At 55.0% G+C, this 26,345-nt stretch carries 27 protein-coding genes and 1 tRNA gene; 15 read left to right on the forward strand and 13 right to left on the reverse strand.

The features are described 5' to 3' along the window. Positions 1-77: 77 nt before the first annotated feature. Positions 78-1,106, forward strand: a complete 1,029-nt coding sequence (locus LSG25_RS01735; protein ID WP_232743004.1) for a transporter substrate-binding domain-containing protein — start codon at positions 78-80, stop codon at positions 1,104-1,106. Between the two features lie 101 nt (positions 1,107-1,207). Here the strand turns inward: LSG25_RS01735 and LSG25_RS01740 are convergent, their stop codons facing one another. The 7 genes from LSG25_RS01740 to LSG25_RS01770 form a co-directional block, all read right to left on the reverse strand. Beyond that, on the reverse strand, positions 1,208-2,080 hold the full coding sequence (locus LSG25_RS01740; RefSeq protein ID WP_232743005.1) for a response regulator transcription factor: 873 nt from the start codon (positions 2,078-2,080) through the stop codon (positions 1,208-1,210). A 329-nt stretch (positions 2,081-2,409) separates the two neighbouring features. After that, positions 2,410-2,718: a curli-like amyloid fiber formation chaperone CsgH gene (gene csgH / locus LSG25_RS01745; protein WP_232743006.1), complete on the reverse strand. Its 309-nt coding sequence runs from the start codon at positions 2,716-2,718 to the stop codon at positions 2,410-2,412. Positions 2,719-2,807: 89 nt separating this feature from the next. Then, entirely contained in the window at positions 2,808-3,212 is a 405-nt protein-coding gene (locus tag LSG25_RS01750; protein WP_232743007.1) for a hypothetical protein, read from the reverse strand. A 51-nt stretch (positions 3,213-3,263) separates the two neighbouring features. Further along, positions 3,264-3,830: a hypothetical protein gene (locus LSG25_RS01755; RefSeq protein WP_232743008.1), complete on the reverse strand. Its 567-nt coding sequence runs from the start codon at positions 3,828-3,830 to the stop codon at positions 3,264-3,266. 41 nt (positions 3,831-3,871) lie between these two features. Then, positions 3,872-4,762, reverse strand: coding sequence for a CsgG/HfaB family protein (locus tag LSG25_RS01760; protein WP_232743009.1), 891 nt, complete (start codon positions 4,760-4,762; stop codon positions 3,872-3,874). A gap of 56 nt (positions 4,763-4,818) precedes the next feature. Beyond that, entirely contained in the window at positions 4,819-5,268 is a 450-nt protein-coding gene (locus tag LSG25_RS01765; protein WP_232743010.1) for a curli assembly protein CsgF, read from the reverse strand. Beyond that, positions 5,269-5,787: a curli production assembly/transport protein CsgE gene (locus tag LSG25_RS01770; protein ID WP_232743011.1), complete on the reverse strand. Its 519-nt coding sequence runs from the start codon at positions 5,785-5,787 to the stop codon at positions 5,269-5,271. Between the two features lie 446 nt (positions 5,788-6,233). On the opposite strand from LSG25_RS01770, the gene LSG25_RS01775 reads away from it, so the two are divergent. The 7 genes from LSG25_RS01775 (at position 6,234) to LSG25_RS01805 (ending at position 12,680) form a co-directional block, all read left to right on the forward strand. Continuing rightward, the gene (locus LSG25_RS01775; protein ID WP_232743012.1) at positions 6,234-7,214 is read left to right on the forward strand and encodes a tripartite tricarboxylate transporter substrate binding protein; all 981 of its coding nucleotides are present in this window, start codon (positions 6,234-6,236) and stop codon (positions 7,212-7,214) included. A gap of 101 nt (positions 7,215-7,315) precedes the next feature. Then, positions 7,316-7,392 (forward strand) — tRNA-Pro (locus tag LSG25_RS01780). Positions 7,393-7,785: 393 nt separating this feature from the next. Next, positions 7,786-8,604: an amidohydrolase gene (locus LSG25_RS01785; RefSeq protein ID WP_232743013.1), complete on the forward strand. Its 819-nt coding sequence runs from the start codon at positions 7,786-7,788 to the stop codon at positions 8,602-8,604. A gap of 158 nt (positions 8,605-8,762) precedes the next feature. Then, positions 8,763-9,623, forward strand: a complete 861-nt coding sequence (locus LSG25_RS01790) for an amidohydrolase (protein WP_232743014.1) — start codon at positions 8,763-8,765, stop codon at positions 9,621-9,623. A gap of 256 nt (positions 9,624-9,879) precedes the next feature. After that, complete coding sequence (locus tag LSG25_RS01795; protein ID WP_232743015.1) at positions 9,880-10,749, forward strand: hypothetical protein; 870 nt, start codon at positions 9,880-9,882, stop codon at positions 10,747-10,749. Positions 10,750-10,970: 221 nt separating this feature from the next. Next, positions 10,971-11,717, forward strand: a complete 747-nt coding sequence (locus LSG25_RS01800; RefSeq protein ID WP_232743016.1) for an HpcH/HpaI aldolase/citrate lyase family protein — start codon at positions 10,971-10,973, stop codon at positions 11,715-11,717. 45 nt (positions 11,718-11,762) lie between these two features. Next, the gene (locus tag LSG25_RS01805) at positions 11,763-12,680 is read left to right on the forward strand and encodes a DNA-binding transcriptional regulator (RefSeq protein WP_232743017.1); all 918 of its coding nucleotides are present in this window, start codon (positions 11,763-11,765) and stop codon (positions 12,678-12,680) included. Between the two features lie 199 nt (positions 12,681-12,879). Here the strand turns inward: LSG25_RS01805 and LSG25_RS01810 are convergent, their stop codons facing one another. Continuing rightward, entirely contained in the window at positions 12,880-13,182 is a 303-nt protein-coding gene (locus LSG25_RS01810) for a hypothetical protein (protein ID WP_232743018.1), read from the reverse strand. 17 nt (positions 13,183-13,199) lie between these two features. On the opposite strand from LSG25_RS01810, the gene LSG25_RS01815 reads away from it, so the two are divergent. Next, the gene (locus tag LSG25_RS01815; RefSeq protein WP_232743019.1) at positions 13,200-14,171 is read left to right on the forward strand and encodes a tripartite tricarboxylate transporter substrate binding protein; all 972 of its coding nucleotides are present in this window, start codon (positions 13,200-13,202) and stop codon (positions 14,169-14,171) included. Between the two features lie 7 nt (positions 14,172-14,178). After that, on the forward strand, positions 14,179-14,802 hold the full coding sequence (locus tag LSG25_RS20470) for a flavin reductase family protein (RefSeq protein WP_370635934.1): 624 nt from the start codon (positions 14,179-14,181) through the stop codon (positions 14,800-14,802). A 115-nt stretch (positions 14,803-14,917) separates the two neighbouring features. Here LSG25_RS20470 and LSG25_RS01820 read toward each other — a convergent pair whose 3' ends face one another. Continuing rightward, a complete protein-coding gene (locus tag LSG25_RS01820) occupies positions 14,918-15,850 on the reverse strand; it encodes a LysR substrate-binding domain-containing protein (RefSeq protein WP_232743020.1) in 933 nt (310 codons plus the stop codon). Between the two features lie 252 nt (positions 15,851-16,102). Between LSG25_RS01820 and LSG25_RS01825 the strand changes: the two genes are divergently transcribed. The 3 genes from LSG25_RS01825 to LSG25_RS01835 are packed head-to-tail and all read left to right on the forward strand — an operon-like array spanning position 16,103 to position 18,820. Further along, entirely contained in the window at positions 16,103-16,888 is a 786-nt protein-coding gene (locus tag LSG25_RS01825; RefSeq protein ID WP_232743021.1) for a class II aldolase/adducin family protein, read from the forward strand. 55 nt (positions 16,889-16,943) lie between these two features. Then, a complete protein-coding gene (locus tag LSG25_RS01830; RefSeq protein WP_232743022.1) occupies positions 16,944-17,906 on the forward strand; it encodes a tripartite tricarboxylate transporter substrate binding protein in 963 nt (320 codons plus the stop codon). Positions 17,907-17,926: 20 nt separating this feature from the next. Then, the gene (locus tag LSG25_RS01835) at positions 17,927-18,820 is read left to right on the forward strand and encodes an amidohydrolase (RefSeq protein ID WP_232743023.1); all 894 of its coding nucleotides are present in this window, start codon (positions 17,927-17,929) and stop codon (positions 18,818-18,820) included. Here LSG25_RS01835 and LSG25_RS01840 read toward each other — a convergent pair. Both LSG25_RS01840 and LSG25_RS01845 read right to left on the reverse strand, forming a co-directional pair. Further along, complete coding sequence (locus LSG25_RS01840) at positions 18,817-20,184, reverse strand: TrkH family potassium uptake protein (protein WP_232743024.1); 1,368 nt, start codon at positions 20,182-20,184, stop codon at positions 18,817-18,819. The two genes, LSG25_RS01835 and LSG25_RS01840, sit on opposite strands and share 4 nt — an antisense overlap. Positions 20,185-20,188: 4 nt before the next feature. Next, positions 20,189-20,842 carry a TrkA family potassium uptake protein gene (locus LSG25_RS01845; protein ID WP_232743025.1) on the reverse strand — a complete coding sequence of 218 codons (654 nt, stop codon included), beginning with the start codon at positions 20,840-20,842 and terminating at the stop codon, positions 20,189-20,191. 112 nt (positions 20,843-20,954) lie between these two features. On the opposite strand from LSG25_RS01845, the gene LSG25_RS01850 reads away from it, so the two are divergent. Beyond that, on the forward strand, positions 20,955-22,031 hold the full coding sequence (locus LSG25_RS01850; RefSeq protein ID WP_232743026.1) for an alkene reductase: 1,077 nt from the start codon (positions 20,955-20,957) through the stop codon (positions 22,029-22,031). 119 nt (positions 22,032-22,150) lie between these two features. Next, entirely contained in the window at positions 22,151-22,549 is a 399-nt protein-coding gene (locus tag LSG25_RS01855; protein WP_232743027.1) for a BPTD_2524 family lipoprotein, read from the forward strand. A gap of 35 nt (positions 22,550-22,584) precedes the next feature. Here LSG25_RS01855 and LSG25_RS01860 read toward each other — a convergent pair whose 3' ends face one another. Both LSG25_RS01860 and LSG25_RS01865 read right to left on the reverse strand, forming a co-directional pair. After that, entirely contained in the window at positions 22,585-23,043 is a 459-nt protein-coding gene (locus LSG25_RS01860; RefSeq protein ID WP_232743028.1) for a GatB/YqeY domain-containing protein, read from the reverse strand. Positions 23,044-23,186: 143 nt separating this feature from the next. Next, on the reverse strand, positions 23,187-26,339 hold the full coding sequence (locus LSG25_RS01865; RefSeq protein ID WP_232743029.1) for an error-prone DNA polymerase: 3,153 nt from the start codon (positions 26,337-26,339) through the stop codon (positions 23,187-23,189). Between the last annotated feature and the right edge of the window lie 6 nt (positions 26,340-26,345).

The raw sequence follows: 26,345 nt of genomic DNA on the forward strand, positions 1-26,345 counted from the left end.
CCTTTGCGTCGATACCAACACCCCAGCGAAATTTATCACTAAACAGATTCTTGGTTTGTATTCTGTGCCGGATAGCCGTGAATTTGCACGATTTTCTCTTTATTTTCAGTTATTTGTCAGCAACTTGCCGCATAGACAGCCCTCAGGGCGACATATCGACGCTCTCCGGCAACTTTGCACGAGCCCTGTGCGGACTTGCGCTAAGCAGGCTTTCAGGGTTATCCCTATTTCACCTAAAGAGTTTCGCAGCGATAATTAATAGAAATGACATCGGACAACGTACATCTTTAATTGAAGGCTATATCAAAATGGGTAAGCGCCAAGTTTTTTCACGAATTTTCAGCGTGCTGCTGTTTTCGTTGGCAGCCAGCGCAGCATCTTACGCAGACGGGCTGGCGGCTATCAAGGCTGCCGGTGTGCTGAAGGTTGCCACGTCACTGAGCGTTACGCCGTATACGTACACAAATGGGGAAATGCAGCCGGATGGGTCGGATGTGGCCACTGCAAAACAATTGGCCAAAGACCTGGGAGTGGAGCTCAAAATTGTTGGTGTTCCGGTTGCTTCCAGAATTCCCATGCTGCAAACCGGCAAGGCGGATTTGGTTATTTCCGTGTTGTCCATGTCACCGGAGCGAGCCAAGGTAATTGATTTTTCGCGCCCTTATTCACTGATACGGGAGGTCATCATTGCCCCCAGGAATGTGGCGGTCAAGGGCTACGGCGATCTGGTGGGCAAAGCTGTCGGCGTGACTCGCGGCACTGTGGAAGACAAGCTCGTCACCGAAAATGCCAAGGGGGCGGAAATCAAACGCTACGAAGATGTGGCAACGTTGATCACCGCGGCTGTTTCCGGACAGGTTCAATATGTGGCGACAGGCCTTGTAAGCCTGGATGAGCTCAATAAAAAAACTGGCAATCGCTTCGAAAGTAAATTCGTCATGAAAGATTTCATGCTTGCCATAGGCCTGCGAAAAGGCAATCCGGAGCTCGATAAATGGGTGGATCAGTGGGTTCAGACGAATCTGGAAAATGGCAGGCTAAATAAAATATTCAGGCACTACCATCATGTGGACCTTTCGCCGGAAGTCATGAACTGGAAGAAGTGAGCTTTCAGCCGGATGCCGATCTGAATCTGCAGGATGGCGGATTCAAGACATTTTCCCGGCAGGTTCTGTATGGTGGCCTTGGAATCGGGTCGGGCGGGAGCTTATGTAGATGCGTTCTCTGGCAGATCCGACTTGCGCCAGCCCAGAGTGGCCCCCCGGGAAACAGCGGCATACACCGCCGCATTTCTGTTGTGTACGTCGAGGCGCTGATATAAGGTCTCGGTGTGCGCTTTGGCGGTGGCGACGGAAATGTTCAACTGCCGTCCCACCGTTTTCATGGGGTAGCCACGCGCCAGGAGTACCAACACTTCGTATTGCCGAGGCGTGATGTTCAGCAATGCCGCCTCGGTGTTTACCAGCGAGGGGCACAGCGGGTCGTGCTCTTCGGGCAAGGGTAGATCGGGCCCTGGATCGGCCATTTCCGGCACAGGCCCGGGCATCCGCGCATCGTGGGCAAACCCCGATAAGGACATAGCTGCGTCGGTAGCCCTTGCGGCCTGGGTATCGAGTTTATCGTACCAACGGCGGCGCGGCGTGCTGTCGGCAGGTAAAACGGCTGCCGGTGCAGTGCTTGCAAGCGATGAGCCGTCGGCGGTCTGGAAACACTTGCCTCCCGCCAAAACCAACGTTATTGCGGCTTTCATCATGTCGGGCGACGAATCTTTGGGTATATAGCCAGCCAGGATGGAAGGCTGGTCGTGCAGGGAATAGGACAGTGTAGGGGTATCCGACAATAGAAGGATCCGATGAGGGGCAAAGCCGCCGCGCGCCGCGGCCACCAGATCGACCATTCTTTCGTATTGGCCTGGAACGGACAACAGAACAAGATCCACCCTGCTGAGTGCGGGCACGTTCTGAAACAGCCTCGAGTAATCGGCCCCTTCGCATTGAATCGCGGGCGCCATGGTTTCGAGCAACTGCAGGATCCTCATGCGTGCTGGCTGATGCGGCTCAACCACAATGACTGTTGCCATTTTTCCCTCCAGGGCAACGCCCCTGCCCGGTAACAGTAAAAAGGGAAATATTACCGGGTGGACGCTCGTATGTTGTTTACTTCAAGGAACAGCAAGTAGTAATTGGTAGCATGGTTGTTGCAACTTGATAGTCAATATATCTGTTTTTTGCACATATTAAGGAAATCTGTCCGGCATTCATTGCCACAATAGGTACTTTCATATACTACCAGACGCGGCTATACATGCAATGTTTTACTTTTAAGTACATTTTATCGTGGGCGATTCAAAGAGTCTATCGTCAAACAGCGAGCGCCTGCGACGGCGGTATCGACAGCCATATTCAAGTGTTATCGAGGGCAGTCGAAATGATACGTGCCGGCAGGCATGCCTCCCTTGGTCAGAATCAGCTCGATTCGACAGGCATCGTGTTTGCCCGCGCCCAGCGACAGCTGCGACAGTGCCGTCGGTTTTTTTGCGGGCACCGTCACAGTTCCGCTTTGACTGATTCTGGACGAGCCGCTTCGGCCATCTTTGATGGCAGACAAGCTGTAGTGGATCCGTGCGCTTTCGGAACTTTCCACATATGGGGTAACAATGCCTGGCCGTGCATTCGTGTTGGCCTCCAGCCAGACATGCAAATTCGCGTCGGCAATCATATTGCCCTCCGTTGTGCTTGAAATGGTAAACAGGCGGAGCAGTCTCTACTCCGCCTGCGGTCTTGTCGCCGTTTATATGGTGATTATTATTAGTGTTGTGTGACTTTGGCAGTATTGCCCCAGCCCGCCTGAATTACGCTGGCGGTCTGATTCCAGCCGGTTTGAGTAACCCTGGCGTCGTTGCAGCCGCCAGCCTGGGATACATAAGAGACCATGTTGCCGCCGTCATGCTGGTCTACCTTGGCGAAATTGTCGCTACCGGCCTGGCCAATAGTGCTTTTCGTGTAGGCGTAGGTGTCGTGCTGGTCGGATTTGGCGGTATTGTCGCTGCCCCGCTGGTCAATCGACGATAGAGCATAGTCGTTGTAGGTTTGGGTAATGGCCGCATCGTTGTCGCTGCCGGCCTGATACACAGTGCCGGTGTTCGACGCCATGGCGGGAGCCCCGAACGCGAATGCAAGACCCAATGCAAGTGCTGAAAGACTGATTTTCATTATGATTCTCCTCAAATTTAAGACCTGAGATACATCCCAACCCAGCGGTCTTTAGTACTGGATTACTTTCGCATAGGCTCCGACGCTGTTGTATTGAGTAACCTTGAGCGGCGGGGCTCCTGCATATTGAGTGACTGACGTGGTATTGAAACTGCCGTCCTGGAGAACTTGCGCAGAAGTGAAATTCGCTTTCTGGGTCACCTGCGCGCTGTTGGCGTAGCCGTTTTGTGCGATCAGCGTGTCATTGCCATACCCGTATTGCTTCAGGTCGATTATGTTTTTCGCACCGTCCTGGCTTGCAAAAGCCGAGTTTCCATAACCTTCCTGCGCAATATTGGCGTCGTTATTGCTGCCGTTTTGATACAGCGTTACCGTTTGCGAAGTACCTTGTGCCTGAGTCGACAACTGGTTTTTTTTCTTGGGCGGGGGCATGGTGACATATTGCAGATTCACATTCTCCGTTGTCATTTCGGAAGACGGCAGTTCCGGCGACGATGCCAGGTCATGGCCAAAGCAGTGGCCCGGGGCGATGCCCGCGGACATCAGCGCAAGAGCCGATAAAATGATTTGCGGGCGCTTGCAAATGCTGCTTGGGTTTCCGCTTGTCGAGTAAATCATGACATTCTCCCTAAGGTGTGACGGCGTGTTCGCATGAGTACTCAGCGGACCGGAGATGTCGTGGCGGCTTGCTCTGCGCCCTTGTCAGGGGCAGGCAAGTCGGCCACTACATAATTGTTTTCTTCGCGAGCGTAGTGCTGGATCACGGGCGAATTCCAGTCGCTCGGGTTCCTGAGTGCCCAGTTGTGATCTTTCAGGCCTTCCACCACCAGATGCACCACGGCGGATTCAATAGCTTCCTTGACGCACAGCTGCGCGGGTTCGTTACGCGTAATTCCCCCTTCGATTTCAAGCAAATCCTTGAAATTGACGAACTTGAAAACGCTGGGGTGGATCTCGTAGGAATAGATTGTTTTGGTTGTCGAGACGCTTTGCAGTATTTGGCCATTGTCGATATTGACGCTGCGAAGGTTTATCGTCACCTGGTCCACGCGGTATTGAGTGGTCATCCCGACGCCCAGGAACCGGGCGCCCAGGCCGCCGGTACGCACATTGCTCTCATAGGCGATGATGCCGCCGTCGATCAGAATCGAAGCCGGCAGCAAAGCCGGGACAGTTGCCAGAGGAGGTTCTCCTTTCTGGGGCGGGGCATCCGTCGCCCGCAGAATACGGCGCTCCGTCAGGAGCTCCTGAAGACCTTCGCGCTCGACCGGTATGAACCAGTTCGAATCTTTCAAGGCCTTGATCAGCAGCGAGGCCGCACCCTGGGTGACGGAGGTCGAAAATGAACTGTCCGGCGATGGCTTGTACTGCCCGGTCTGATCGCGAAAACCGTAGACAGCCACTACCGTCCGGCTTTTTGGAGGAGGCAGCTTCACCAGGTCATGAGTGGCGGGGGTGGCTGGCGATAGTTTGGCGGAATCGCTTACGCCGGAAGGCGGGTGATGAATGCCCGCGCACGCGCTCAGCAATATCGAGGCCAGGGCAGTCATGCAAGCGCGATGAACTCTCCGCCGGGATACGGGTCCGGCGGCCCGGTGGAGGGTGTTCATTGCCCCACCTGGAATGAAGTCGACGCGCCAGTGGTCTTGTCGGTGGTCGTGATATTAAGAAGCCCGCCGCCCGCATCGACAATACTGATGGTGAAGTCGCCCGTCTGCACTATTCCGGGCCTGAGGCTTCCGTCGGTTCCCACGACGGACGAAGTTGCCGATGCCGCTATGCGGCTGAGTATGGTCCGTTGCAAGGTATCGTTGAACTGTTGCAGCGGAGTCTGGTCCTGCAAGCCTGCCGCGGAGGCAGCGGGATCGGTATGGTTGTTGGTGGCCTGTGCCGTGGCCAGCAGCGCCGGGCCATTCAGCGGGCTGCCGCCGAAGGACGGATTCACAGGGGTGTAGACCAGCTCGGTGGCCGATGCGGACCCGGCAAGCAAGGCCAGAAGCATGAAGGAGTTTCGCAAGCCGGACTGAGTTTGCTTGCAGATTCGTGTCGTTTTCATTTACATCTCCTCGGGTCCGAGATCTACATCGTTGAATAACAAGCGTTGGACATTCGTGTCGACTACGTTTTTGTAGACTATGTCTACGGCTCTTCCGCTGATCTCTTTTGCGGCGGATCGGGCCGGAGACAGAAACGTGTGGAATACGCGATTCTGGCGGTACTGAACCCATACTTCGCTGCCGTACTGGGCGGTGGGCCGTTCGTATACGGTTACGGTATATTTCGTATTCATATATTTAGCCCTCCATACTTCGGCGAAATTCTTGTAAAAATCCCATCCCAGCACAGTCACCGTTCTATTGATGACGACTCCGCCCAGAGGCTCATCGCTGATGCTCCCGCTGTCCAGGTTCTGCACCGGGGCTGGGGCGGGGGCCTTCTGAGAGGATTTTGAGTACGCGGTCTGTAATGTCAGGAGCAACACCAGCGCACAAAGTCGAACGGCAGGTTGTCGCACCTTCTTCTCCCTTATTTGCGTCCGTGTTGCCGTGATTTCTGTGACACGGTTAACGGGCATTTTTCCTGCTTTGTTGTTTCGTTCCAGTCAGGCTTTTCTGTGTATCGTTTACAAGTGCCGTTTTTTTTAAATGTTTTGAAACTGTCTTGACGAGCCCATCTTAGATATGTGAAAGGGGCAGCAACATAGGGCATGCGATTTAATACCTGGTCGGCTTTATGGGGTAATTCGAACGTATCAAAACGGTCGATGCGCCAGCCTGAAAGAAGGCTGGCGATTAGTCGAATACCCGAGAGAAATTTACTGGTCCGATCGGTTGTGAGGCGGCTCGTGGCAAAGACAGGGCGCCTTGGGGGAGCCATATAGTCTGAACAGCTTACGGTGCAGGGGGGAGGGAGTGCATTGCCTTGTACGCCATATTGCGTAATCCAGGCACAGAATATAGGATGGGCGGGACTCAAATGCCGCGCCACCGGCGCGATTGAAATGTCTGGGAGACAAAAAAAATGATCAATGTGTATATAAAAATTCTTGCTCTGGCGGCGTTTGGCGCTGTCATGGGCACCGCGCAGGCGCAGCCGGCTTCCGGCTATCCAAGCCGGCCTATCCGGCTGATCGTGCCTTTTGCGCCCGGCGGCGGCAACGACAATGTGGCGCGTACTGTCGGTGATCAGCTGTCGCGGATTCTCGGGCAATCGATCGTTGTTGAAAACAAGGCGGGTGCCGGCGGCACCATAGGCGCGGAGCTGGCGGCAAAGGCTGCGCCCGACGGCTATACGCTGTTTCTGGGCGGTGTAGGCAGCCTTGCCATCAACCCCAGCCTGCGAAAGAACCTGGCCTATGATCCTATCAAGGACTTTGCCCCCATCACGCTGCTGGCCAAGTCGCCGCTGGTTCTGGTGGTGCATCCGAAGCTGAAGGTGCATTCCGTGAAAGAGCTAATCGCTTTGGCCAAATCGCAGCCCGGAAAGCTCAATTACGCCTCTAATGGCAATGGTTCGTCCTCGCAACTGGCCGCCTTGATGTTCACGTCAATGGCCGGTGTGAGCATGGTGCATGTGCCCTATAAGGGATTGAGTCCCGCACTTACCGGTTTGTTAAGCGGGGAAGTGCCCATGATGTTCAGCAGCGTGGTGGCGATCCTGCCGCATATCCAGAGCGGCAAGCTGATTGCGCTGGGCGTTACCGGCTCGAAGCGGCTTGCGGCGCTGCCCGATGTACCCACTATTGCGCAAACCGGCCTGGCCGGCTACGAGACGAATTCCTGGTACGGCATACTTGCCCCTGCCGGTACGCCGCGCCCCATTGTCCTTAAACTGAACGAGGCGTTGAATCGGGTATTGGAGATTCCCGAGGTCAAGACCCGATTGGCGAATGAAGGCGCCGAAACGATCGGAGGCACGCCTGAACAGTTCGCCGACTACATCAAAGATGAAAAAGAACTGTTGGGCAAAGTGATTGCCAAGTCTGGAATCCAATTGAATTGATACGGGCGGGCAGGCGTCGCAGATATTTATGCTAGAATCCTGTTCTTCGCTGGATCGGGGCTTGCCTCGGCCAGTGGGCCGAAGGTTAAACCCTTTGGTTTCGGGGCGTAGCGCAGCCTGGTAGCGCACTTGCATGGGGTGCAAGGGGTCGCGAGTTCGAATCCCGCCGTCCCGACCAACAAAATCAAGGGTCTACAGATTTTTGTCTGTAGACCCTTGTTCCGTTCTGGTCTGCCGTGCCACGTCGGTGCCACAAAGCGCAGAGCTAAGGCATGGCGTGGTACTTGCGTATCAAACCCAAGAAACGCCTGGTGCGCGAGCCGCCTGTCCCATTGAGAACGGCGACTGACCGCAACCCACTTGAATTCCATCTGGCGAAAAATTCATTTTGCCATATGGCCGAGAAAAACAGTTAACAATAGAATATCGGGCCAATCGGGCGATCCAGCCTTGGCAATCTAAGTTTGCGTTCCTTGGGCGAAACCCATGCCAAATTTGAGGAGTTCATCAAGGCCGTGCCCACTAACCATCACCATACTGCTTTCGTCGACCATTAAATAAGCGAGCCGCCATGTCATTTTCATCTTTACCGCTTGAAGCGCCGCTTGTCGACACGCATGCGCACCTCTACACGTTGGATATGCCCCTGAACGCGAATGCTTGGCATAAACCTCCGCGTGATGCGACCGTCGAGCACTACCTATCCGTTTTGGACACACATGGCGTGCAGTTTGCTGTACTCGCCGCTGCCAGCATTTATGGAGACTACAATGATTACCACATTAGAGCGTGCCGTCGACATGCTCGGTTGCGTACTACGATCATCGCACACCCCCAACTCGACATGTACACGCTCGAACGGATGAAGGCAGATGGCGTAGTAGGAATACGCCTGCAATGGCGTAACGTTGAGGAGCGGCCTGACCTTACCTCAGTGGAATATCAGCGATTGCTAAGACGAGTTGCCGACCTCAACTGGCATGTGCATGTGCATGACGACAGCCATCGCCTGCCGGAAACCATCCGCTTGTTGGAGCAAGCCGGCGTCAGGTTGGTGATCGACCATTTCGGACGTCCAAATGAACAGCACGGGTTGGCCGCACCAGGTTTCCAGGCGGTGCTACAGTCGGTTGACAGAGGCAACACGTGGGTCAAGTTGTCCGCCGGGTTCAGGCTCCCTTCTGAAAATTTCGCGCGAGAATGCGCTGCCGAGCTTCTCAAGTCGGCTGGGCCTGAACGCCTCTTGTGGGGTAGCGATTGGCCCTTTGCCGCTTTTGAGAACAGAGTAAGTTACGCAGACACAATTTCTGCCTTCACAAGATGGATACCTGATAAGCATGCACGTCGCAAGATTGCGGGCGAGACTGCGTTGAAGCTATATTTTTCATAGTTCGAACAGCTGTTCCTTGCTTTTTACAGGGACAGCTTCAAGGCCCGACAATCTTTCCACTCCGTGAAAAGTTCACAACTTGACGTTGACGCAGCGGACGGCCATTCCTACACTGAATTGTCTAATTTCACCTTGTGTTTACACCTGACCTGCGCACTATGACTCTATCAACGACCCTGGGCAGTAATCCAGCATTTGCGGTAGATACGCACGCTCATGTTTATAACCTGACAAGGTATCCCATTCATGAGAGCAGCGGTTTTTCGATACTAGCCAATGAAACAGGTACGGCCGAACAGTACGCTGCAGTACTGGATGCGCACAGGATTAGCCATGCGGTATTAATCAATCCGCTTGGTGGATACGGCATCGACAACCGCAACATGCTGGATGTGATTGCGTCTTCCAACGGACGTTTCAAGGGTATAGCTGTTGTCCCTCATGATATCTCCGAGGCGCAGCTCGACACCATGGTTCAAACAGGCGTAGTCGGAATCCGCTTCAATTTGAGCTTTCCTGCCAGCCCTGCAATTAAAGGCGCTGGCGGAGCACGACTTTTATCGCTTGCAGAAGAACGCGGTCTTATTGTCCAGGTTCATTATCACGATGAAGCTCATCTCCTGGAAGCAAACGATATTTTGAAAGCCTGTCAGGCGCCGATCGTCATTGACCACTGTGGTCGTCCTGTACTGGATCGTGGCATCAATCAAGCAGGATTTCAGGCTCTTCTGGAACTGGGCCGCTCGCACAATGCCATTATCAAGCTCTCTGCGCTTTTCCGCTGCTCCAGGCAGGGATGGCCCTATCTCGATACGGATCGCTATGTCGAAAAGCTCATTGATGCCTTTTCGGTAGAGCGTTGTATTTGGGGATCGGACTGGCCGTTTCTTCGCGCGGGAACTCGCATAGACTATGGTCCAGAACTATCGGGACTTTCCCGCTGGCTTTCCGACGTTGAGGATCGACGAAAAGTATTGTGGAAAAATCCTTTTCGAATTTTTGGCTTCCAAGGAGAATAGAGATTTCTGGATCCTCTATCCAAGCCTGGCTTTAAGAGCTTGTAGTAGCGTGGCTTTCGGACAAGTCGTAGGCGTGCATATGGCGGAACAGTATCTGACAGAAGATGGCCGCTTCGATTCCGTTAAGGCTAAACCACTGGCGCGTCTGGGTGGTATCGACTATGCCACTGTTGGTGCCATTTTACCGATGCCGGCACTACTCCATCGGGCAGGCCAGTCAAATTGAATCGCATTTTACTCATCAAGGAAAATTAGCATGCAACAATCTCTGGATCAGGAGGTTAGCCGATTCAATGTACGAAAACGTAGTTTTCAAATCTTTGATGAGACTTCATCGAAGCAAGTCGGATCTGTGCAACGTTGGCTGATGCGAGGGCAAAATTTCGTCGTGGAGTGGCTGGAGGCTGGCGTTGCTGGTGAGACTATCTTCGTAAAAAGCGAATACGAAACGCTGGTGCTAATGCCGGATACTGGAGGCACTATTCTCCGCGCAGGCAAGCCTGCAATTCTCGCTGCGGCCGGCACTGTATGTGTAGTGCCCGCCGGTCCCTATTCGATTGCGCTGGAACAATGGGGCCGCTACTGTGTGATTGCTTCCTCACGTATCGACATTGATCTGAATGACGTCTTGAACGCGGCAGCATATTCAAACCCAGATTCGCGTATTGAGCCGTTCGGCACTCCTTATAGGCGGCATACCGATCAAGGCGAAGTTCAAGTGTTGCAGTTGGACGAAATTTCCCCACCCGCCGACAACCCTCGTTTAAAAATGGTCCAGACCGAAACGCTCAGTATCAATTGGGTCGCCTACGACGGGCCTCGCGTGCGCTCCCAGCTTAGTCCTCACAGCCACGCCCATCACGAACAGGGGACACTGGCTATTAGTGGCAACTATAACCATCATCTACGTGTCGAATGGGGTAAAGATGCGAATCTGTGGCAGGACGATGAACATTGTGTGGCGCCTTCTCCGTCTCTTCTGGTAATTCCAGTAAATCTCATTCATACCACCGAAGGAATAGGGCAGGGGAAGCACATTCTCGTAGACATATTTTCACCGCCACGTGCTGACTTCATTGCCAAAGGATGGGTCTATAACGCTGGCGATTACACGCGGGACAAATAAGGCGTCGCTCGTCACGGCGACCAGGCCGCGCATTAGTGAGCATCGGAGGCTGGCCAGTGTACCGACTCGAGTTTGGCTTCTATATGCCCCGTGAGACTCCTTCTGAGGTTGTCGTGCTGTCGAGTATGTAGTCAAGGACAAGCACTATTTTGATCTCATGCGAAATAGAGCTTGTTCTGCAGTTTCCTGAATAAACGGCAGTCTTCTAGAGCGAGCAACACATGAAATTGTCTAAACCTTCGCCCAATATTACGCATCTTGGGACGTTCGTCAAAACCAATTCAGTGCATGTCATTGAGATTCTGGGGCTTAGTTCGCTGGATTTCGGTGTGCTGGATGCCGAGCATGCTCCGCTGGACCGATCAGCGCTCGACTTACTTATGCTTGCCGGCAGGGCGGCTAATTGGCCGTTGATCGTGCGCATTCCTGACACGGCTTCATCAACCATTCTTTCCGTGCTTGATATTGGAGCCGCTGGATTGCTCGTACCGCATGTAGATAGCGCGCAGCAGGCGCGCGCTGTGGTGGCGAAGGTTCGGTACCGTGGAGGGGAGCGCGGCTTTTCAAGCTCGCCGCGTGCCGCCCGTTACGGAACGCTTGGTATGAAAGAGTGCCTAAGTGCTGCCGAAGGAAGCTTGGTCGTGGCTCAGATAGAAAGTGAAACGGCAGTCGACTCAGTTGAAGATATATTGACCGTTGACGGCATTGATGGAATTTTCATAGGCAGGGCGGATCTTGCCTTGTCGTTCGGGCTTGATAACCTACACCACGCACGAGTCTCGCAAGCGACCGAGCATGCTATCAACAGTGCACGATCAGCAGGCAAGATTGCAGGTATCGCTGTTGGTAATGTTATCGAACGCGATGCATTTGCCGAGATGGGGGCTAACTGGATCGTAGTGGGATCGGATCAATCATTGCTGCGCCAGGCAGCTCAAGCTGCAGCGACGCCGTCCCGTGTCGTGTAATATGGTGATTGAACAGGGCCTTGAAAGTCGCGATAGTAACCGGTCTTGGAACCTCTGAAAATACTGCGTAATATCTTTAACCTGGAAGTTGCTTTGGGCACATCTCAATCCGTTCGCTCCGTCGCGCGAGCTATTGGCATATTACAGGCAATGAACCGTCAGGCCGTTTCGACTGTAGAGATGTTGTATGTCCAGACTGATCTCCCCAAACCAACAATCGTGCGTTTGCTGCGAACTCTCGAGGACCTGAAGCTAGTGCGCCATGCGCCACAGCATGGGGCCTATTATCTGACGTCAGAAGTTCGGTCGCTATCTGCGGGCTATCACAGCGAACCCAAAATTGTGGAGGCCGCCATGTCGCTGATGGACGCAATGACATTAAAGGTTAAATGGCCGATGGCGATCGCTGTTTTTGACGACAACGCTGTTGTGGTTCGGTACAGTACAATCCCGCTATCCCCGCTTGCGCTGCTGCATTCCTCCATCAATATGCGCCTGAGCTTGGCCAGCCGCGCTTTAGGGCGTGTATACCTGGCGTTTTGCGATAAAAGCGAACAGGAAATCATACTTGATGCGCTGGCTCTTTCGGTTGACCCCGAAGATGCACCAGCTCACGACCGGGTGGCGTTTCGCGAGTTACTGGACGATATACACCGTACGGGCTATGCAACAAGAAATCGGGCGGTTCGCCCGATGTCACAAACTATTGCGGTCCCTATAATAATTAGAAATCGGATTGTGGCGGCAGTAGGCCTTACTTTTTTTTCGTCGATACTGACCGAGAAGAAAGCGGTAGCTACTTATCTGCCTGGTCTGGAGGAACTTGCACGCAATGTTGGTATTCGCTGGCAGGAGTTGGATAATGCGGGGCAGAACGCTGCGCCTTCTTTTGCAGACATGGGCGTACGACGAAAAAAAAACGAGCAAATCCGCAACATGCGCATTCTACCGTCCGATCTATAACCCGGTTCATAATCGATTCCGGTTTCGGACTGCTGCATTGGAAGGTAAACCGCTCCTGGCATAGATCGGTGATCTGAACGAGTCCCAGGGGTTCGTCAACCCTAAGCTCGATTTCAAGCGAATAGAGCAATGTGATGCAAGAGCAGATGGTTGTGTTCGAACGGGTCTGCAAGGCGTTATAGCGCATAGCGTTTCTACTTCAAGCCGTGCCCATTTTGGCAGGGGGATTATTTTGCCAGAAAATGGGTTTCGGACTGCGTTTAAACAGCCAACTGGTTGCCGCATAACTTTTCGCTCTGCGGAAAGGCATGATTCTCTGTTCGACAAAATGTGCGGTGCGAGGCAAGATTGCCCTAATTCGATAAAAAGACACAAGCTGAAGAGCGAAGTGTTCGCTCTCGATATCAGAGAGGCAGAGTGATGCTGTCCAAACAGGATAAATGGAAGCATCATTTTCGGCTTGTTGCGGCAATTTTTCTTCTTGAATGTACTTATTGATCACATAAAAAAAGAGCCATCATGCATGTTAAAAAAATCATCTATTACTTTGCCAGCACCCTACTTGCCTGCATTAGCCTCTCGCTACCAGTTCATGCACAAGATATATATCCCACTAAGCAGATTCGCATGGTGATGTGTTGTGTTGGAGCAATTGATGCAGTAGCGCGAGCGATCGCCAATGAAATGTCCAAAGAACTCGGACAATCTGTCGTCGTGGAACCCAAACCGGGTGCTGGGGGCGGGATTGCGACCAATTATGTCGCCAAGTCTAAAAATGATGGTTACACGATCCTAGTAGGAACCAACGCGACTCATGCAGCGAATCAAAGCCTATATCTGGACCTTCCATACGATTACATCAAGGACTTTTCTCCCATTGGTGGGATCGGCGCAGGCGTCATGGTGCTGCTCGTGCCGGCAACCTCACCGATCCACTCTGTAGCGGAGCTTACTGCACGGGCAAAACGGGAGCCTGGGAAGCTTACTTATGGTTGGGCCGGGACAACTCCGCGTATTGCCATGGCACTCTACAGTCAACTCGCCCACATCCGGCTTATGGAGATTCCGTACAAAACTAACCCCCAGGCAACTACCGACCTCATTGGCGGGCAATTCGACACGATGTTTGCCGACTTGAATACATCTGCGCCATTGGTGAAAGCCGGTAAATTGCGGGCTCTCGCGGTCTCTGGCCCCAGGCGTGCGCAAGTGCTGCCAGACGTTCCTACCATGCAAGAGGCTGGGGTGGCTAACTATAGCTTGACTTGGTGGGTTGGGATGTGGGCCCCAGCGGGGACACCACGGTCGGCCGTGGGGCGCCTCAATGCTGCGCTCACCAAGGCAATTGCCTCCGAGCGACTTGCAAAATTGTTTCGCAACACTGGCGCCGATCCAATGCCAATGTCTCCCGACGACCTAATGAAGTTTCAGATCGCTGAAAACAAGAAGTGGGCAAAAATCGTCAAAAATGCTGGAATCACTCCTCAGTGAGGTGAAGATGTTTTTCGATCTTAGAAAGTCGACATTGATAAAACCTTCGATTCTCAACGCGATCGTGGCGCCACGCCCGATCGCGTGGGTAAGTTCATCAAGCGCGGGAGGCGGCGTCAATCTGGCTCCGTTTTCGTACTTCACTCTCCTCACCAATAGCCCTCCCACCGTGATTTTTTCTTGTGTGAATCCGACGGATCGACGGGAAAAGGACACTCTTCAAAACATACGAAGTTCTAAAGAGTATGTGATCAATATGGTCTCCAGGGATTTTCTCGAGGCCATGCATTCCACTTCAAGGCCAGCCCCGTATGGAACCAACGAGTTCGACATGATCAACCTCCGGTCAACGCACAGCGAAAATGTTAAAGCACCTCGCGTTGAGGGGACTCCAGCAGCCCTCGAATGCAAGTTACTTAAACTGGTCAGGATACGACCCGAGCACCACGATGATCTAGGTTGCACAGCAGTAATCGGTCGAATCGTTGGGCTCTATGTCGCGCGGCACTTGCTCGACAGTGATGGACGTTTTCGGTCGATTGAAGCGGGATTGGTAGCGAGACTTGGAGGAAACCTGTATTCGGAGCTCGGCGAAATTACGGAGCTCGCTTCGGTCGCGCGGAGCGAGTGAGCCTGTAAGCGCTAGTTTTTAAAATGCTGCGCCCGGTTTTGTTGTAAGGATGCGGAGAAAGTGCAACCTGCGTTAATTTCATCTCATTGACGCAGGTATCTTTTCGTCTTGGCCATTACCTCTCGGGCCCTAGTATCGACGCCCCTTCCCATAAGCCATTTTTAATCAAGCCGTGCGCTACATCTTTAAGCACGACGCGTGTTGCCAGGGCGGCGGGGGACAGTTCTTCGTCTGGCTGGCTGGTCAGGATGCTGCACCGGTGCAGCGACTTGTCGGCGATGGGAATCAATACGATATTTTCGTTATGAATGAACGAGGTCGCCGAACTGGGGTGTATGGTGGCTCCCATGCCGGCCTGCACCGCGCCTATGAGCGTATTGAGCCCGTCGATTTCCGCCACGACATTGGGCATGATGTTTTTCCGCTTGAAGGCATTCATGATGATGCTCACCAGGGTGTGGCGGCCGCTAGGCAGTATAAGGGGCAATTTGCCCAAATGCTCCAGGCGGGTGCTTTTGCCCTTGGGCATGCCGGACAGATTATTCATGCCGATGACAAAGAGATATTCCTTCAATAGCGGAGTGACACTCATCCGGTGATCCTCGCCCATATCGAATCGCATGGTCAAGTCCAGCCGTCTGGAGTCCAGCAGGGCTGTCAGATGCCCCGATAATCCTTCGACGATATGCAGATGTATTTTGGGATAGCGCTGTTGCATGGCTCTCAAGAGGGGAAGGGCCAGCATCAATGCCGTGGTGGGCGCCATTCCCACGCTGACTTTTCCGGACAGGCGTCCTGCCTGGGCCGCGCTGGATGCGATTTTTACCTGGCGCAGCACGGCCTGGGCGTGCTGCCAGAATTCGATTCCGGCTCCGGTCGGTACGACGCCTGTCGATAGGCGTTGAAGCAGGCGTGTGGAAAGCTCGCTTTCGAGGCGGCTGATTTGCTGGCTCAATGTCGAGGTCGTGACGTTCAGTTCAAGGGCCGCCCGGCCCATACTGCCCAGTTCTACTACTCGCACAAAATAATGCAGCTGTTTTAATTCCATAGGGAAGGAGGTCGATAGGTAATTTGGTATGGGCCGGCCGCCGGATAAGGCCGAAAAAGGGCGGTACGGCCATGGGTTTGTTCGCAGAAGGCCGGTACAAGCCTTTAATTTTATTAAACACCTCTTGTGTTTTGCTGTCTAGCGGAGTTCTCGATTCGCGCATAGAGTCATGGTCTGGCCAATATTTGTTTAGCGTTATGTGGCCTGTCCCAATTCTTATTGGGCAAGATCAGGCGGATATCCGAGGGTTCCATGGAAAATAACCAGTTGAAAATATCTTCAATGAAAGACAAGTGCTCGACCGAAGAATGGCAAATGCGCGTGGATCTGGCGGCATGCTATCGCCTGGTCGAGCTGTATGGCATGTCGGATATGGTGGCGAATCATATATCCGCGAGCGTACCGGGCGAAAAGAATGCGTTTCTGATCAATGCCTACGGCATGATGTACGAAGAAATCACAGCGTCCAGCCTGATCAAAGTGGATCTCAGCGGCAAAATACTGGCGAAACCCGACTTCGGCGAGCTTGACTACGGCATCAACAAGGCCGGCTACGTCATTCATAGCGCTATTCACGAGGCGCGGCACGATGTTGCATGCGTAATTCATATCCACAGCTGGCCGACCATGGCTGTTTCGGCTCTGGAATGCGGCCTTTTACCGATCAGCCAGACGGCGATGCGGTTTTTGAAGATCGGCTACCACAGCTATATGGGTGTGGTTCTGGATGAGGCCGAAAAGGAATCCCTGGTGAAGGATCTGGGGCAAAACGAAGCTCTGATCCTGAGAAATCATGGGGCTTTGACGGTAGGCAAAAGCATAGGCGAGGCATTCAACTGGCTGCACAGGCTCGAGTTGTCGTGCCGTGCCCAACTGGCGGCGATGGCTTGCAACACACCGCTGCGGCAGGTGGATCAAAAAACGCTGGAAGAAACGTGGAACAACTATCAGCCCGGGACGCGCCGCCCCTACGGATTGATGGAATGGCCGGCTTTGCTCAGAAAGCTGGACAGGCTGGACCCCTCTTACAAGACCTGAGCCTGAATGGCGGTTATGCAAGTCTTGCTTAAACAATATATCTCTGGAGACAACAATGTTTACTAACAAAGCAATAAAGCTATCGATTATTTCTTGTGCTGTGGCCGCATGCGGTTCGGCCTTCGCTGCTTATCCGGATAAAAACATAACGTTGATCGTGCCTTTTGCGCCTGGTGGCAACCTCGATATTACGGCGCGAGCTATCGCTCCGGCCCTGCAGAAGGCTTTGGGTGCCTCGGTTATCGTGGAAAACAAGCCGGGTGCGGGGGGGGCCATCGGTGCGGGATTCGTCTCGCGTTCGAACCCGGACGGCTACACATTGCTTGTGACAACGCCCAACGCCATAGCGGTAACACCGTATATGACCAAGACGCCTTATACGCTGGCGAATTTCCGGTCCTTGGGGCTGGTTGCGTCGACCCCTTTGATTATCGATGTCAATGGCAAAAGTAAATTTCAGACCATCCAGTCGCTTCTGAAATATGCGTGCGCCAATCCCGGCAAGGTCACTGTAGGCCATTCGGGTATCGGTACGACCAACTACATAGGCCTGATCCGCCTTGAGGACGCCTCGCATTGCAAGTTTTCAGCTATTCCCTACAAGGGATCGGGCCCGGCCCTGGTGGACTTGCTGGGCAATCAGATCGATGTGGTGGTCGATCAGCTCAGCAGCTCCGCTGGACAATTGCAGTCGGGTAACCTGAAAGCGCTGGCCGTCATGACTGCCCAGAAAGTGCCTTCGCTGCCCAATGTTCCGACCCTTGAAGAGTCGGGCGTGAAAGGCCTGGACGCATCTACCAGCACGGGCCTGCTCGTTCCCAAGGATACGCCCACCGAAGTTGTCGAGGTGCTGAACAAAGCCTTGCAGAAGGTTGCCCAGGACAAGTCCGTGCAGAACATCCTGGGGAAAGTGGGGAGTACCTCCATGTCGTCCACACCCGAGAAATTCATGGGCATGATCAATGACGAAAACAAAATTGCGGCCAAGCTGAGCGCCGAAGGCAAGTTACAGAAATAATAGTGGCGAGCAATCCGAAAATGTCGAATCCCTGTTGTCCTCCTCTTGATACGTTTCAAAAGGTCGGTTTTAATATTCCCGAGAATGCGTGCGATTCCCATGCACATATATTCGGCCCGTATGCACAATATCCGCTGGCCGATGAGCGCAGCTACACTCCCGCGGAAAATGATGCAGAGCGGTTTATATGGCACCTGAACCGGCTGGGTCTTCAGCGGGGTGTTCTTGTGACGGCCAGCGCCTGCGGCACCGACAACAGCTCGGTTCTGGATGCGCTCGGCAAATATCCCGACAGGTTAAGAGGCGTTGCCGTATGCGATCAGGGTATCGGCTTGCCGGTCTTGAAAGCATGGCGCGAAGCGGGCATCAGGGGCCTGAGATTCAATCTGTACAAGCTCAATGGCCAGGCGGTATACAAGAATGGAGTGGGTTTGCAGGCTTTGGAAGCCCTGGCGCCTTTGCTGCGCGACCTGGACATGCATGCGCAGATCTGGGTCCATGCCCCCGACTTGCCCGAGCTGGCTCCGCGCCTTGCGAAACTGAAGGTGCCATTGGTTGTGGACCATATGGGACGCATGAATGTCGCCCTGGGCATTGACAATCCCGGCTTTGGAAAGCTGTGCGCCATGCTGGCCGACGGTTCGGTCTGGACAAAAATTTCCGGAGCGGATCGGAACAGCAATAAAAAAGGCCATTACGACGATATCGACGCTTTTGCGGAAAGAATATTGAAGGCCAATCCGGATCATGTGGTGTGGGGCACAGACTGGCCTCATATCAATTATTTCAACGAGGCCGATGTACCCGACGATGGCGTATTGCTCAATACCTTGAGGCGCTGGGTTGCCGATGAACAAAGCCTGAAAAAGGTACTGGTCGATAATCCCGCGAATCTGTATGGGTTTGGGGCTTAGCCGACTTGCATTTCCGTTTCGGGGTAGCGGATCCGGCTGCGCGTTTGTGTCGCAATGCTGTACACCAGAGTAAGAGGCCCCAGGCGGCCGGCGTACATCAGCACAATAAGAATAGCCTGGCTGGCGGCCGATAGATGCGGAGTCAGGTCGCGGGTCAGGCCGACGGTGCTCAGGGCTGAAACCACTTCGAATACTATGCTCAGGAATGGCGCCTTGTCGAAGATGGAAATCAGGAAAACGCCGGCAAAGGCAAGCGCGGTGCTGATCAGCAGCAAAGCCAGGGATTTCTGGATGATTTCGGGAGAAATCGATCGTTTCAGCAGCACGATTTCCTTGCGGCGGAAAATATACGAATAAGCGGCCGCAAGCAGCACAACGAAGGTTCCCACCTTGATGCCGCTGGCCGTGCTGAGCGAGCCGCCGCCTATGAACATCAGCAATATCATGAGCAGGGTACTGGTGTCGGTCAGCTTGGCGATATCAAGACTGTTGAAACCGGCCGTGCGGGTCGTAACGCTCTGGAACCAGGCAGCCAGGGCCTGGCCCGAAAACGACAAATGCCCGAGCGTATCGGCGTTGTTCAATTCCAGCGCCCAGATGAGGACAAAGCCCACCAGATTGAGAACCAGCGTGGCAAGAATCATTACTTTTGTGTAGGGGCGCAGCTTGGACCAACTGCGCTTGGCGTTGATATCGCTCAAAACGGTAAAGCCGATTCCGCCGAGGATAATCAGTGCGGACATCGTGAGAATAACGATGGGGTCGGCGACGAAGCCCGCCATATTGGCCGAATAGAGTGAAAAACCGGCATTGTTGAATGCGGATACAGCGTGGAACAGGGCACTGTACAAGGCGGACACAAAACCCGATTCGGGCCACCATCGCAAGGTCAGGATGATGACACCGGCTATTTCGATGATGGCTGAAATTTTGAACACCGAATAGGCGGTTTGCCGGATTTTCGACACACTGGTCTGGTTGAAGGCTTCCAGCGCCAATGCCTGCTGCTTTATGCTGATTTTCTTGCCCAGGGTCAATGCCGCGACCACGGCCAGAGTGACAAAACCCAGGCCGCCGATCTGGATTAGCAGGGCAATGATGATTTGCCCGGTGTGAGTGAATGTGCTGCCGGGGTCGACAAGGTTCAGGCCGGTTACGGTTACAGCCGAGGTGGCCGTGAACAGGGCGGTGAAAAAACTGATGGGCTGGCGTGTGGAAACCGGCAGCCACAGCATGAAGGCCCCCAGCACAATTAAAATGAGAAAGCCGGCAGCCAGGACGATGGGCGGGCTTGCGTTGAACAGGCCGGTTTTCCGGATCCGTCTGTAAGTCTTGTAGCCGTGCAGGGGTTGCCAGTTGCGCATGAGCTTATTCCAGCCTGGGGGCGAGGGCTTTCAGTGCCTGCAGCTGGCCGGTCATGATCAGGGTATCTTTGGCTTCGAGCGCGAAGGTGGCGGCCGGATGGAACGTAATTTCAGCCCGCCGTTTCACGAGCAGGACATGGATGGGGTTTGAACCGCTTCCCAGGAAATGGCTTAGCGGCACGCCTTGCAAATGCTCGCTGGCCTCGATTTCAACGACGAACTCGCCATTGCCCAGCGAAATATAGTCGTTGACCATGGGGTAGCTGAGGGCCTGGGCAATGCGGATTCCCATTTCTTCTTCGGGATGCACGATACGTTCCACGCCCAGCTTGGCGAGAATCAGGTGCTGGGCATGCGAGGTGGCCTTGACCCAGATGGTCTTGATGCCCAGGCTTTTCAGATGCACGACGCAAAGCAGGCTGGCCTCGAGGTCTTCGCCGATGGCGACAAGTACGACATCGTAGTTTTCCAGGCCCAGCTCTTCCAGGGAGTGTTTGTCGGTGACATCGGCAATGACCGCGCGGGTGATCTGGTCTGCGAGTTTGTCGACGACCTTGTTATTGGCGTCCACGCCCAGCACGGAATGTCCGAGTTTTACCAGTTCGAGCGAGGTGGCCGAACCGAAGCGGCCCAGGCCGATAACGGCAAATTGTCCCATGGGCGGGTGTCCTTATGATGGGGATGGGAGGTCGGGTTATAAGTATATCCGCACATATCATAAGGATTTCAGGCAAACTAAGGGTTAACGTTAGTTCAAGAGAGCCTTTTATATGCACAATCTGTTTGAGCCCCTCCAATTGGGCGCGGTCCATTTGAAAAACCGCATCGTCATGGCCCCTTTGACGCGCACTCGCGCAACGGAGGGCCGTGTTCCCAATGCCCTGATGCGTGAATACTATTGCCAGCGGGCGAGAGCCGGGTTGATCCTGACCGAGGCCACTTCCGTGTCGGCCCAGGGGGTCGGCTATCCGGATACGCCCGGGATCTGGTCTGAAGCCCAGGTTGCCGGCTGGCATGCCATCACTCAGGCCGTTCATGCCCGCGGCGGCAAGATTTTCCTGCAACTCTGGCATGTAGGCCGCGTGTCCGATCCCGAGCTTCTGGACGGCGGCTTGCCGGTAGCGCCCAGCGCCATTGCCCCTCAGGGCCACGTCAGCCTGTTGCGCCCGAAACGCGGGTATGTCACGCCGCGCGCTTTGGACACCGAGGAAATTCCCGGTATTGTGGCCGACTTTGCGCGCGGGGCGCGCAATGCCATGGCAGCCGGTTTTGATGGGGTCGAGATTCATGCGGCGAACGGCTATCTGATCGATCAGTTTTTACAGGATGGCGCCAACAGGCGCCAGGATCGATACGGCGGCTCCGTGGAAAATCGCGCGCGATTTCTGCTGGAGATCGTGGACGCCTGCATCGAGGTCTGGGGAGCCGACCGGGTAGGCGTGCATTTATCGCCTCGCGGCGGTGTGCATTCAACCTCCGACTCCAATCCGCCTGCGTTGTTCAATTATGTAGCCGAGCGGTTGGGTGGGCGCCATATTGCCTTTATCTTCATACGTGAGGCCGTGGGTGAGGACAGCCAGTTGGCAACACTCAAGCGCCTGTTTGCGGGTCCGGTCATAGCCAATGAGCAATTCGACCTGGATCGCGCGCAGCAGGCGCTCGACAGAGGCGATGCCGATGCGGTGGCCTTTGGGCGGATGTTTATCGCCAACCCCGACCTGGTGGCGCGCCTGGATGCCGGCGCGCTCCTGAACGAGGCAGATCCGGCCACGTTCTATGCAAACGGCCCCGAAGGGTATACCGATTATCCGAGCTTGGGTGAAGATCGGACGGCGCTGGTCGCTTGAGAAGAGAACGGGCGCTGCGTGCTTGTTGCCGCAGCGGTGGTGCTGTCAAACCAGTAATGTTTGGCGGATGCCCGCGTGTTCATGCATAATCACAAAGGCGTGTTCAACGAGGAGTGGCAGTGAGATCGTTTGTTCTTGGATTGGCGGTGACAGGATTGCTGTCGGGGTGCGCCGTAGGCATACAGCCGGGGGTATCGCCCAGTGTTTCGTATTCGGTGGCGCGCGACTACCAAACGGTCTACCAACGAGCGCGGGATCAGGCCGAGCAATGTCTGCGCGGCAAGAACCAGTTTGCTGTGCGGGCTTCTTTGAATCCCGATACTCGTTCCGGCGTGGTGGCTGTGCTCAATCCCTTGGGCAGCGACGCCGTGGCCCGCACCGAACTCAAAGCCATAGATGCGCAGCATACGCAGGTGACTCAGGCCATTTGGGGCCGCACTCCCTGGGATAAGGCCGCGCTCGACGCCATGCAGGAGTCGGTGCGCATGGATACCACGGTCTGTTTTGCCTACAAGTAAAATCGGCGCCGGATCGGGCTCGGACGCTTGGCGGCTCAGGCCAGCTTGGCCTTGACTTGGGCTGAAACGGCCGACATATCGGCGCGTCCGGCCAAGGCGGCTTTGAGCAGTGCCATGACTTTACCCATCGCGGGTGCGCCACTGATGCCTTGACGAGTAACCTCGTCGATGGCGGACTGGATTGCCGCGGCGACTTCCTCGGGCGCGGCAGCCTGTGGCAGGAATTCCTGCAGTACAAGCAGTTCGGCCTTCTCGTGCTCGGCCGTTTCCGTGCGTCCGGCCTGTTCGAAAGCGGCTATCGATTCGCGGCGCTGTTTGACCTGCTTTTCAATGATGGCAATTATTTCGCTGTCGTTCAGGTCGCGGCGTTCGTCGACTTCTTTTTGCTTGACGGCAGCCAGCAGAAAACGCAAGGTACCCAGGCGAGCGGCTTCTTTGGCACGCATGGCGGCTTTGACGGCTTCGGCTAGTTGAGGTTTGAGCGTATTGCTCATAGTTTGTCCTAAGTAAAAATTCATGCCCGTGCATGAAATGCAAAAACTGTGGCATTCATTTTAACGCGCATACGATAATTCGGTTTTTGCCGTTGCGATGGCCGCGGGCTGCGTGGGCGGGTTTTTGGCCATGCAAAGGCTCGTCAATGAAAATTCCGGCTCGGAATGCTTAGCTGGCCCAACAGCGAACTTAAATCCACCAGTCGGCTGGCGATGAGATGGCAGGTTCCCTGGTGGCGTTGCCAAATGCCATAGACGCCCAGCAAGCCGGCCTGGGTGAGTTCGGTGCGTTGGCGCTCGGCCAGATCGGGCCGCACAATGACGTTGACGGATCCCGTTTCGTCTTCGAGGCTGACAAAGACGATGCCTTTGGCGGTCTGGGGCCGCTGGCGCATGGTTACCATGCCGCAGGCGCGGGCCAGGCGGCGGTCGGGATAGTCCTTTAAAAGCGTGGCCGCGCTGACAAAATGCCGTGCCTGCAGAGCGGGCCGCAGAAAGTCCACAGGGTGTCGTCCAAGAGTAAGCCCCAGAGATCGATAGTCGGCCAGTGTGCTTTGTCCCTCGGTGGGTTCGGGCAGCTCGGGTAGATGGGTATCGGCAAGCGGGGCCGGGCGCAGCAGCCCCTTGAAAGGGCCATTCGCCGCGGCCCAATGCGCCAGGCGCCGATGTCCGCTCAGGGAGAGCAAGGCATCGGCCCCTGCCAGGGCATCCATGTCGTGCCGGCTCAGGGCGGCGCGCAGGGCGAGGTCGTGGGTGTCGGTAAACGCCCGCTGCCGGCGCGCGGACTCGATGCGCAAGCCGGCTTCTTTAGATAGGCCACGGATCAGATTGAAGCCCAGCCGTACCTGGGGGCGTACCGTATCGCCGCCGACTGGTGGGGGTAGGGCCGGAAATTCGAATGCGGCTTCCCACAAACTGGTGGCTATGTCCACGGGCAGGACTGCGACCTGATGATTGCGGGCATCCTGAACGAGTTGTCGCGAGGAATAAAAACCCATGGGCTGGGAGTTCAGCAGCGCCACCAGAAAGGCCTCGGGTTCGTGGCGTTTGAGCCAGGCGCTTATATAGGCCAGGATCGCAAAGCTGGCGGCATGGCTTTCCGGGAAACCGTATTCGCCAAAGCCTTCCAGCTGTTTGAATAGGCGTTCGGCAAAATCTTCCGCATAACCGTGCTTGCGCATGCCGTCGAGGAATTTTGTGCGAAATTTATCGACGCCGCCCTTGCGCTGCCAGGCCGCCATGGAACGGCGCAGCTCATCGGCTTCATCGTCGCTGAAACCGGCTCCCGTCTTGGCGATCTGCATGGCCTGCTCCTGGAATATGGGTACGCCCAGGGTGCGGGAAAGGATGTGCTCGAGGCCAGGAGGGCAGTCGTGTTTTTCGATTTTTTGCCGCCGGCGCAGATAAGGATGAACCATGCCGCCCTGTATGGGCCCCGGCCGCACAATGGCGACCTGCACGACCAGGTCGTAGAATTTTTCGGGCTTAAGGCGTGGAAGCATGCTCATTTGGGCGCGCGATTCGATCTGGAATACACCGATGGTGTCGGCGCGGCACATCATCTCGTAGGTGGGTTTGTCGGCACCCGGTATGGTCTGCATGGTCAGTGCCTGGGCGCGACACCAGCCGGTCAAGGCCAGGGCGCGTTTCAGGGCGGACAGCATGCCCAATGCCAGCACGTCGATTTTCAGCAGGTGCATGGCGTCGAGATCGTCTTTGTCCCATTGCACGACGCTGCGCTCGGGCATGGCCGCATTTTCAATGGGCACCAGACGCGTCAGCTTGCTGCGCGCAATCACGAAGCCGCCCGGGTGTTGCGATAAGTGGCGAGGAAAGCCCATGAGATCCTGCGCTAGTCCGGCCCACGACTTTGCAATGCGCGAGCCGGGGTCCAGGCCTTGCTCGGCGATTTTTCCAAGCAGCGCCTGTTTGCTGTCCCAGTGGTGAAAGGAATGCGCCACCCGGGCGACAAGATCCAGGTCCAGCCCCAGCGCCTTGCCCGTATCGCGCAAGACGCTGCGGGTTCGGTAGGTGGTGACCACGGCTGTGAGGGCCGCTCGCTGGCGCCCGTATTTGCGGTAAATGTATTGAATGATTTCTTCGCGGCGCCGGTGCTCGAAATCGACATCGATGTCGGGCGGTTCGTTGCGCGTGCGGCTGATGAAGCGGGCAAAAAGTGAATTGCCGTTTTCGGGATTGACCTCGGTGATTCCCAGGCAATAGCATACGGCCGAATTGGCCGCCGAACCGCGGCCTTGGCAGAGTATGCCCTGTTGCTGGGCATGGAGCACGATATCGTATACGGTTAAAAAATAAGGCTCGTAGTCCAATTCCGAGATAAGCCCCAATTCCTCTTCCAACTGAGCTTTGACGGCGTCGCTTGGCCCTTGGGGGTAGCGTCTTTGTGCGCCGGCATAGGTTTCCTGGCGCAGATAGGTTTTGACGGTATGCCCTTCAGGAACGATTTCGATGGGGTATTCGTATTTGATATCGTCCAGGGAAAAAGTGCACCGGCGGCTAATTTCAAGAGTTTCCAACAATGCGCTTTCCGGATATAGCGCCGCCAGGCGCCGGATGCTGCGCATATGGTGCTCGGCATTGGCTTGCAGTGCATAGCCGCATTCCTGGATGGGGCGCTTCAGGCGTATGGCTGCCAAAGTGTCGTGCAAAGGTTGGAGCGATCGGGCGTGCATCTCGACGCCGCCGGTGGCGACCAGCGGAATACCGAGCCTGGAGGTCAGCGTTTGCAGTTTTGTCGTGGGCCGAATGTCTTTGTTTTGATAGTGCCGGCCAAGCCCGAGCCAGATCCGGCCCTTGAAAGCCTTAAGCAGGGATTCGAGCTGAGGCAGCCAGGTTTCAGTCTGATCTGGATTGCCAGGTTTGAAAAGAATGAGGCAGTCGGGCAGGTTTTCAAGATGTTCCCAGCCGGCTTGGGGCTTGAGAAAGTCGTCCAGGCTCAAACGATATTGACCCTTGACGCTGCCTGCGCGAGCCAGCGTGATGAGCTCGGACAAATTGCCGTAGCCGTTGCGGTTGCATGCCAGCACGATGATCTCGGCCGGGCATTGTTCGGGAACGAAGCGGCTGCCGATAATCAGTTTGAGGTTTTGCCGCTTGGCTTCGCCGTGCGCCCGCACAACGCCGGCCAGCGAACATTCGTCGGCCAGGGCCAGTGCCTGATAGTGGAGTTTTGCTGCGTGTTCCACGAGTTGTTCCGGATGCGAGGCGCCTTTCAGGAAAGTGAAATTCGAAAGACAATCCAGTTCGGCGTATGGAGGGATCAGGTTTTTTTGCATACAGGC

Origin of the sequence: Paralcaligenes sp. KSB-10, assembly GCF_021266465.1 — a bacterium.
Lineage (GTDB): Bacteria > Pseudomonadota > Gammaproteobacteria > Burkholderiales > Burkholderiaceae_B.

What these genes read in the sequence shown, in the direction of transcription:
- LSG25_RS01815 (WP_232743019.1), top strand. Translation starts at nt 13,200, where the DNA reads ATGCATGTTAAAAAAATCATCTATTACTTTGCCAGCACCCTACTTGCC.
- LSG25_RS01840 (WP_232743024.1), bottom strand. Translation starts at nt 20,184, where the DNA reads ATGCGCAACTGGCAACCCCTGCACGGCTACAAGACTTACAGACGGATC.
- LSG25_RS01790 (WP_232743014.1), top strand. Translation starts at nt 8,763, where the DNA reads ATGACTCTATCAACGACCCTGGGCAGTAATCCAGCATTTGCGGTAGAT.
- LSG25_RS01830 (WP_232743022.1), top strand. Translation starts at nt 16,944, where the DNA reads ATGTTTACTAACAAAGCAATAAAGCTATCGATTATTTCTTGTGCTGTG.
- LSG25_RS20470 (WP_370635934.1), top strand. Translation starts at nt 14,179, where the DNA reads ATGTTTTTCGATCTTAGAAAGTCGACATTGATAAAACCTTCGATTCTC.
- LSG25_RS01770 (WP_232743011.1), bottom strand. Translation starts at nt 5,787, where the DNA reads ATGCCCGTTAACCGTGTCACAGAAATCACGGCAACACGGACGCAAATA.
- LSG25_RS01825 (WP_232743021.1), top strand. Translation starts at nt 16,103, where the DNA reads ATGGAAAATAACCAGTTGAAAATATCTTCAATGAAAGACAAGTGCTCG.
- LSG25_RS01795 (WP_232743015.1), top strand. Translation starts at nt 9,880, where the DNA reads ATGCAACAATCTCTGGATCAGGAGGTTAGCCGATTCAATGTACGAAAA.
- LSG25_RS01850 (WP_232743026.1), top strand. Translation starts at nt 20,955, where the DNA reads ATGCACAATCTGTTTGAGCCCCTCCAATTGGGCGCGGTCCATTTGAAA.
- LSG25_RS01835 (WP_232743023.1), top strand. Translation starts at nt 17,927, where the DNA reads ATGTCGAATCCCTGTTGTCCTCCTCTTGATACGTTTCAAAAGGTCGGT.
- LSG25_RS01820 (WP_232743020.1), bottom strand. Translation starts at nt 15,850, where the DNA reads ATGGAATTAAAACAGCTGCATTATTTTGTGCGAGTAGTAGAACTGGGC.
- LSG25_RS01740 (WP_232743005.1), bottom strand. Translation starts at nt 2,080, where the DNA reads ATGGCAACAGTCATTGTGGTTGAGCCGCATCAGCCAGCACGCATGAGG.
- LSG25_RS01785 (WP_232743013.1), top strand. Translation starts at nt 7,786, where the DNA reads ATGTCATTTTCATCTTTACCGCTTGAAGCGCCGCTTGTCGACACGCAT.
- LSG25_RS01860 (WP_232743028.1), bottom strand. Translation starts at nt 23,043, where the DNA reads ATGAGCAATACGCTCAAACCTCAACTAGCCGAAGCCGTCAAAGCCGCC.
- LSG25_RS01800 (WP_232743016.1), top strand. Translation starts at nt 10,971, where the DNA reads ATGAAATTGTCTAAACCTTCGCCCAATATTACGCATCTTGGGACGTTC.
- LSG25_RS01755 (WP_232743008.1), bottom strand. Translation starts at nt 3,830, where the DNA reads ATGATTTACTCGACAAGCGGAAACCCAAGCAGCATTTGCAAGCGCCCG.
- LSG25_RS01845 (WP_232743025.1), bottom strand. Translation starts at nt 20,842, where the DNA reads ATGGGACAATTTGCCGTTATCGGCCTGGGCCGCTTCGGTTCGGCCACC.
- LSG25_RS01765 (WP_232743010.1), bottom strand. Translation starts at nt 5,268, where the DNA reads ATGAAAACGACACGAATCTGCAAGCAAACTCAGTCCGGCTTGCGAAAC.
- LSG25_RS01760 (WP_232743009.1), bottom strand. Translation starts at nt 4,762, where the DNA reads ATGACTGCCCTGGCCTCGATATTGCTGAGCGCGTGCGCGGGCATTCAT.
- LSG25_RS01750 (WP_232743007.1), bottom strand. Translation starts at nt 3,212, where the DNA reads ATGAAAATCAGTCTTTCAGCACTTGCATTGGGTCTTGCATTCGCGTTC.
- LSG25_RS01775 (WP_232743012.1), top strand. Translation starts at nt 6,234, where the DNA reads ATGATCAATGTGTATATAAAAATTCTTGCTCTGGCGGCGTTTGGCGCT.
- LSG25_RS01865 (WP_232743029.1), bottom strand. Translation starts at nt 26,339, where the DNA reads ATGCAAAAAAACCTGATCCCTCCATACGCCGAACTGGATTGTCTTTCG.
- csgH (WP_232743006.1), bottom strand. Translation starts at nt 2,718, where the DNA reads ATGATTGCCGACGCGAATTTGCATGTCTGGCTGGAGGCCAACACGAAT.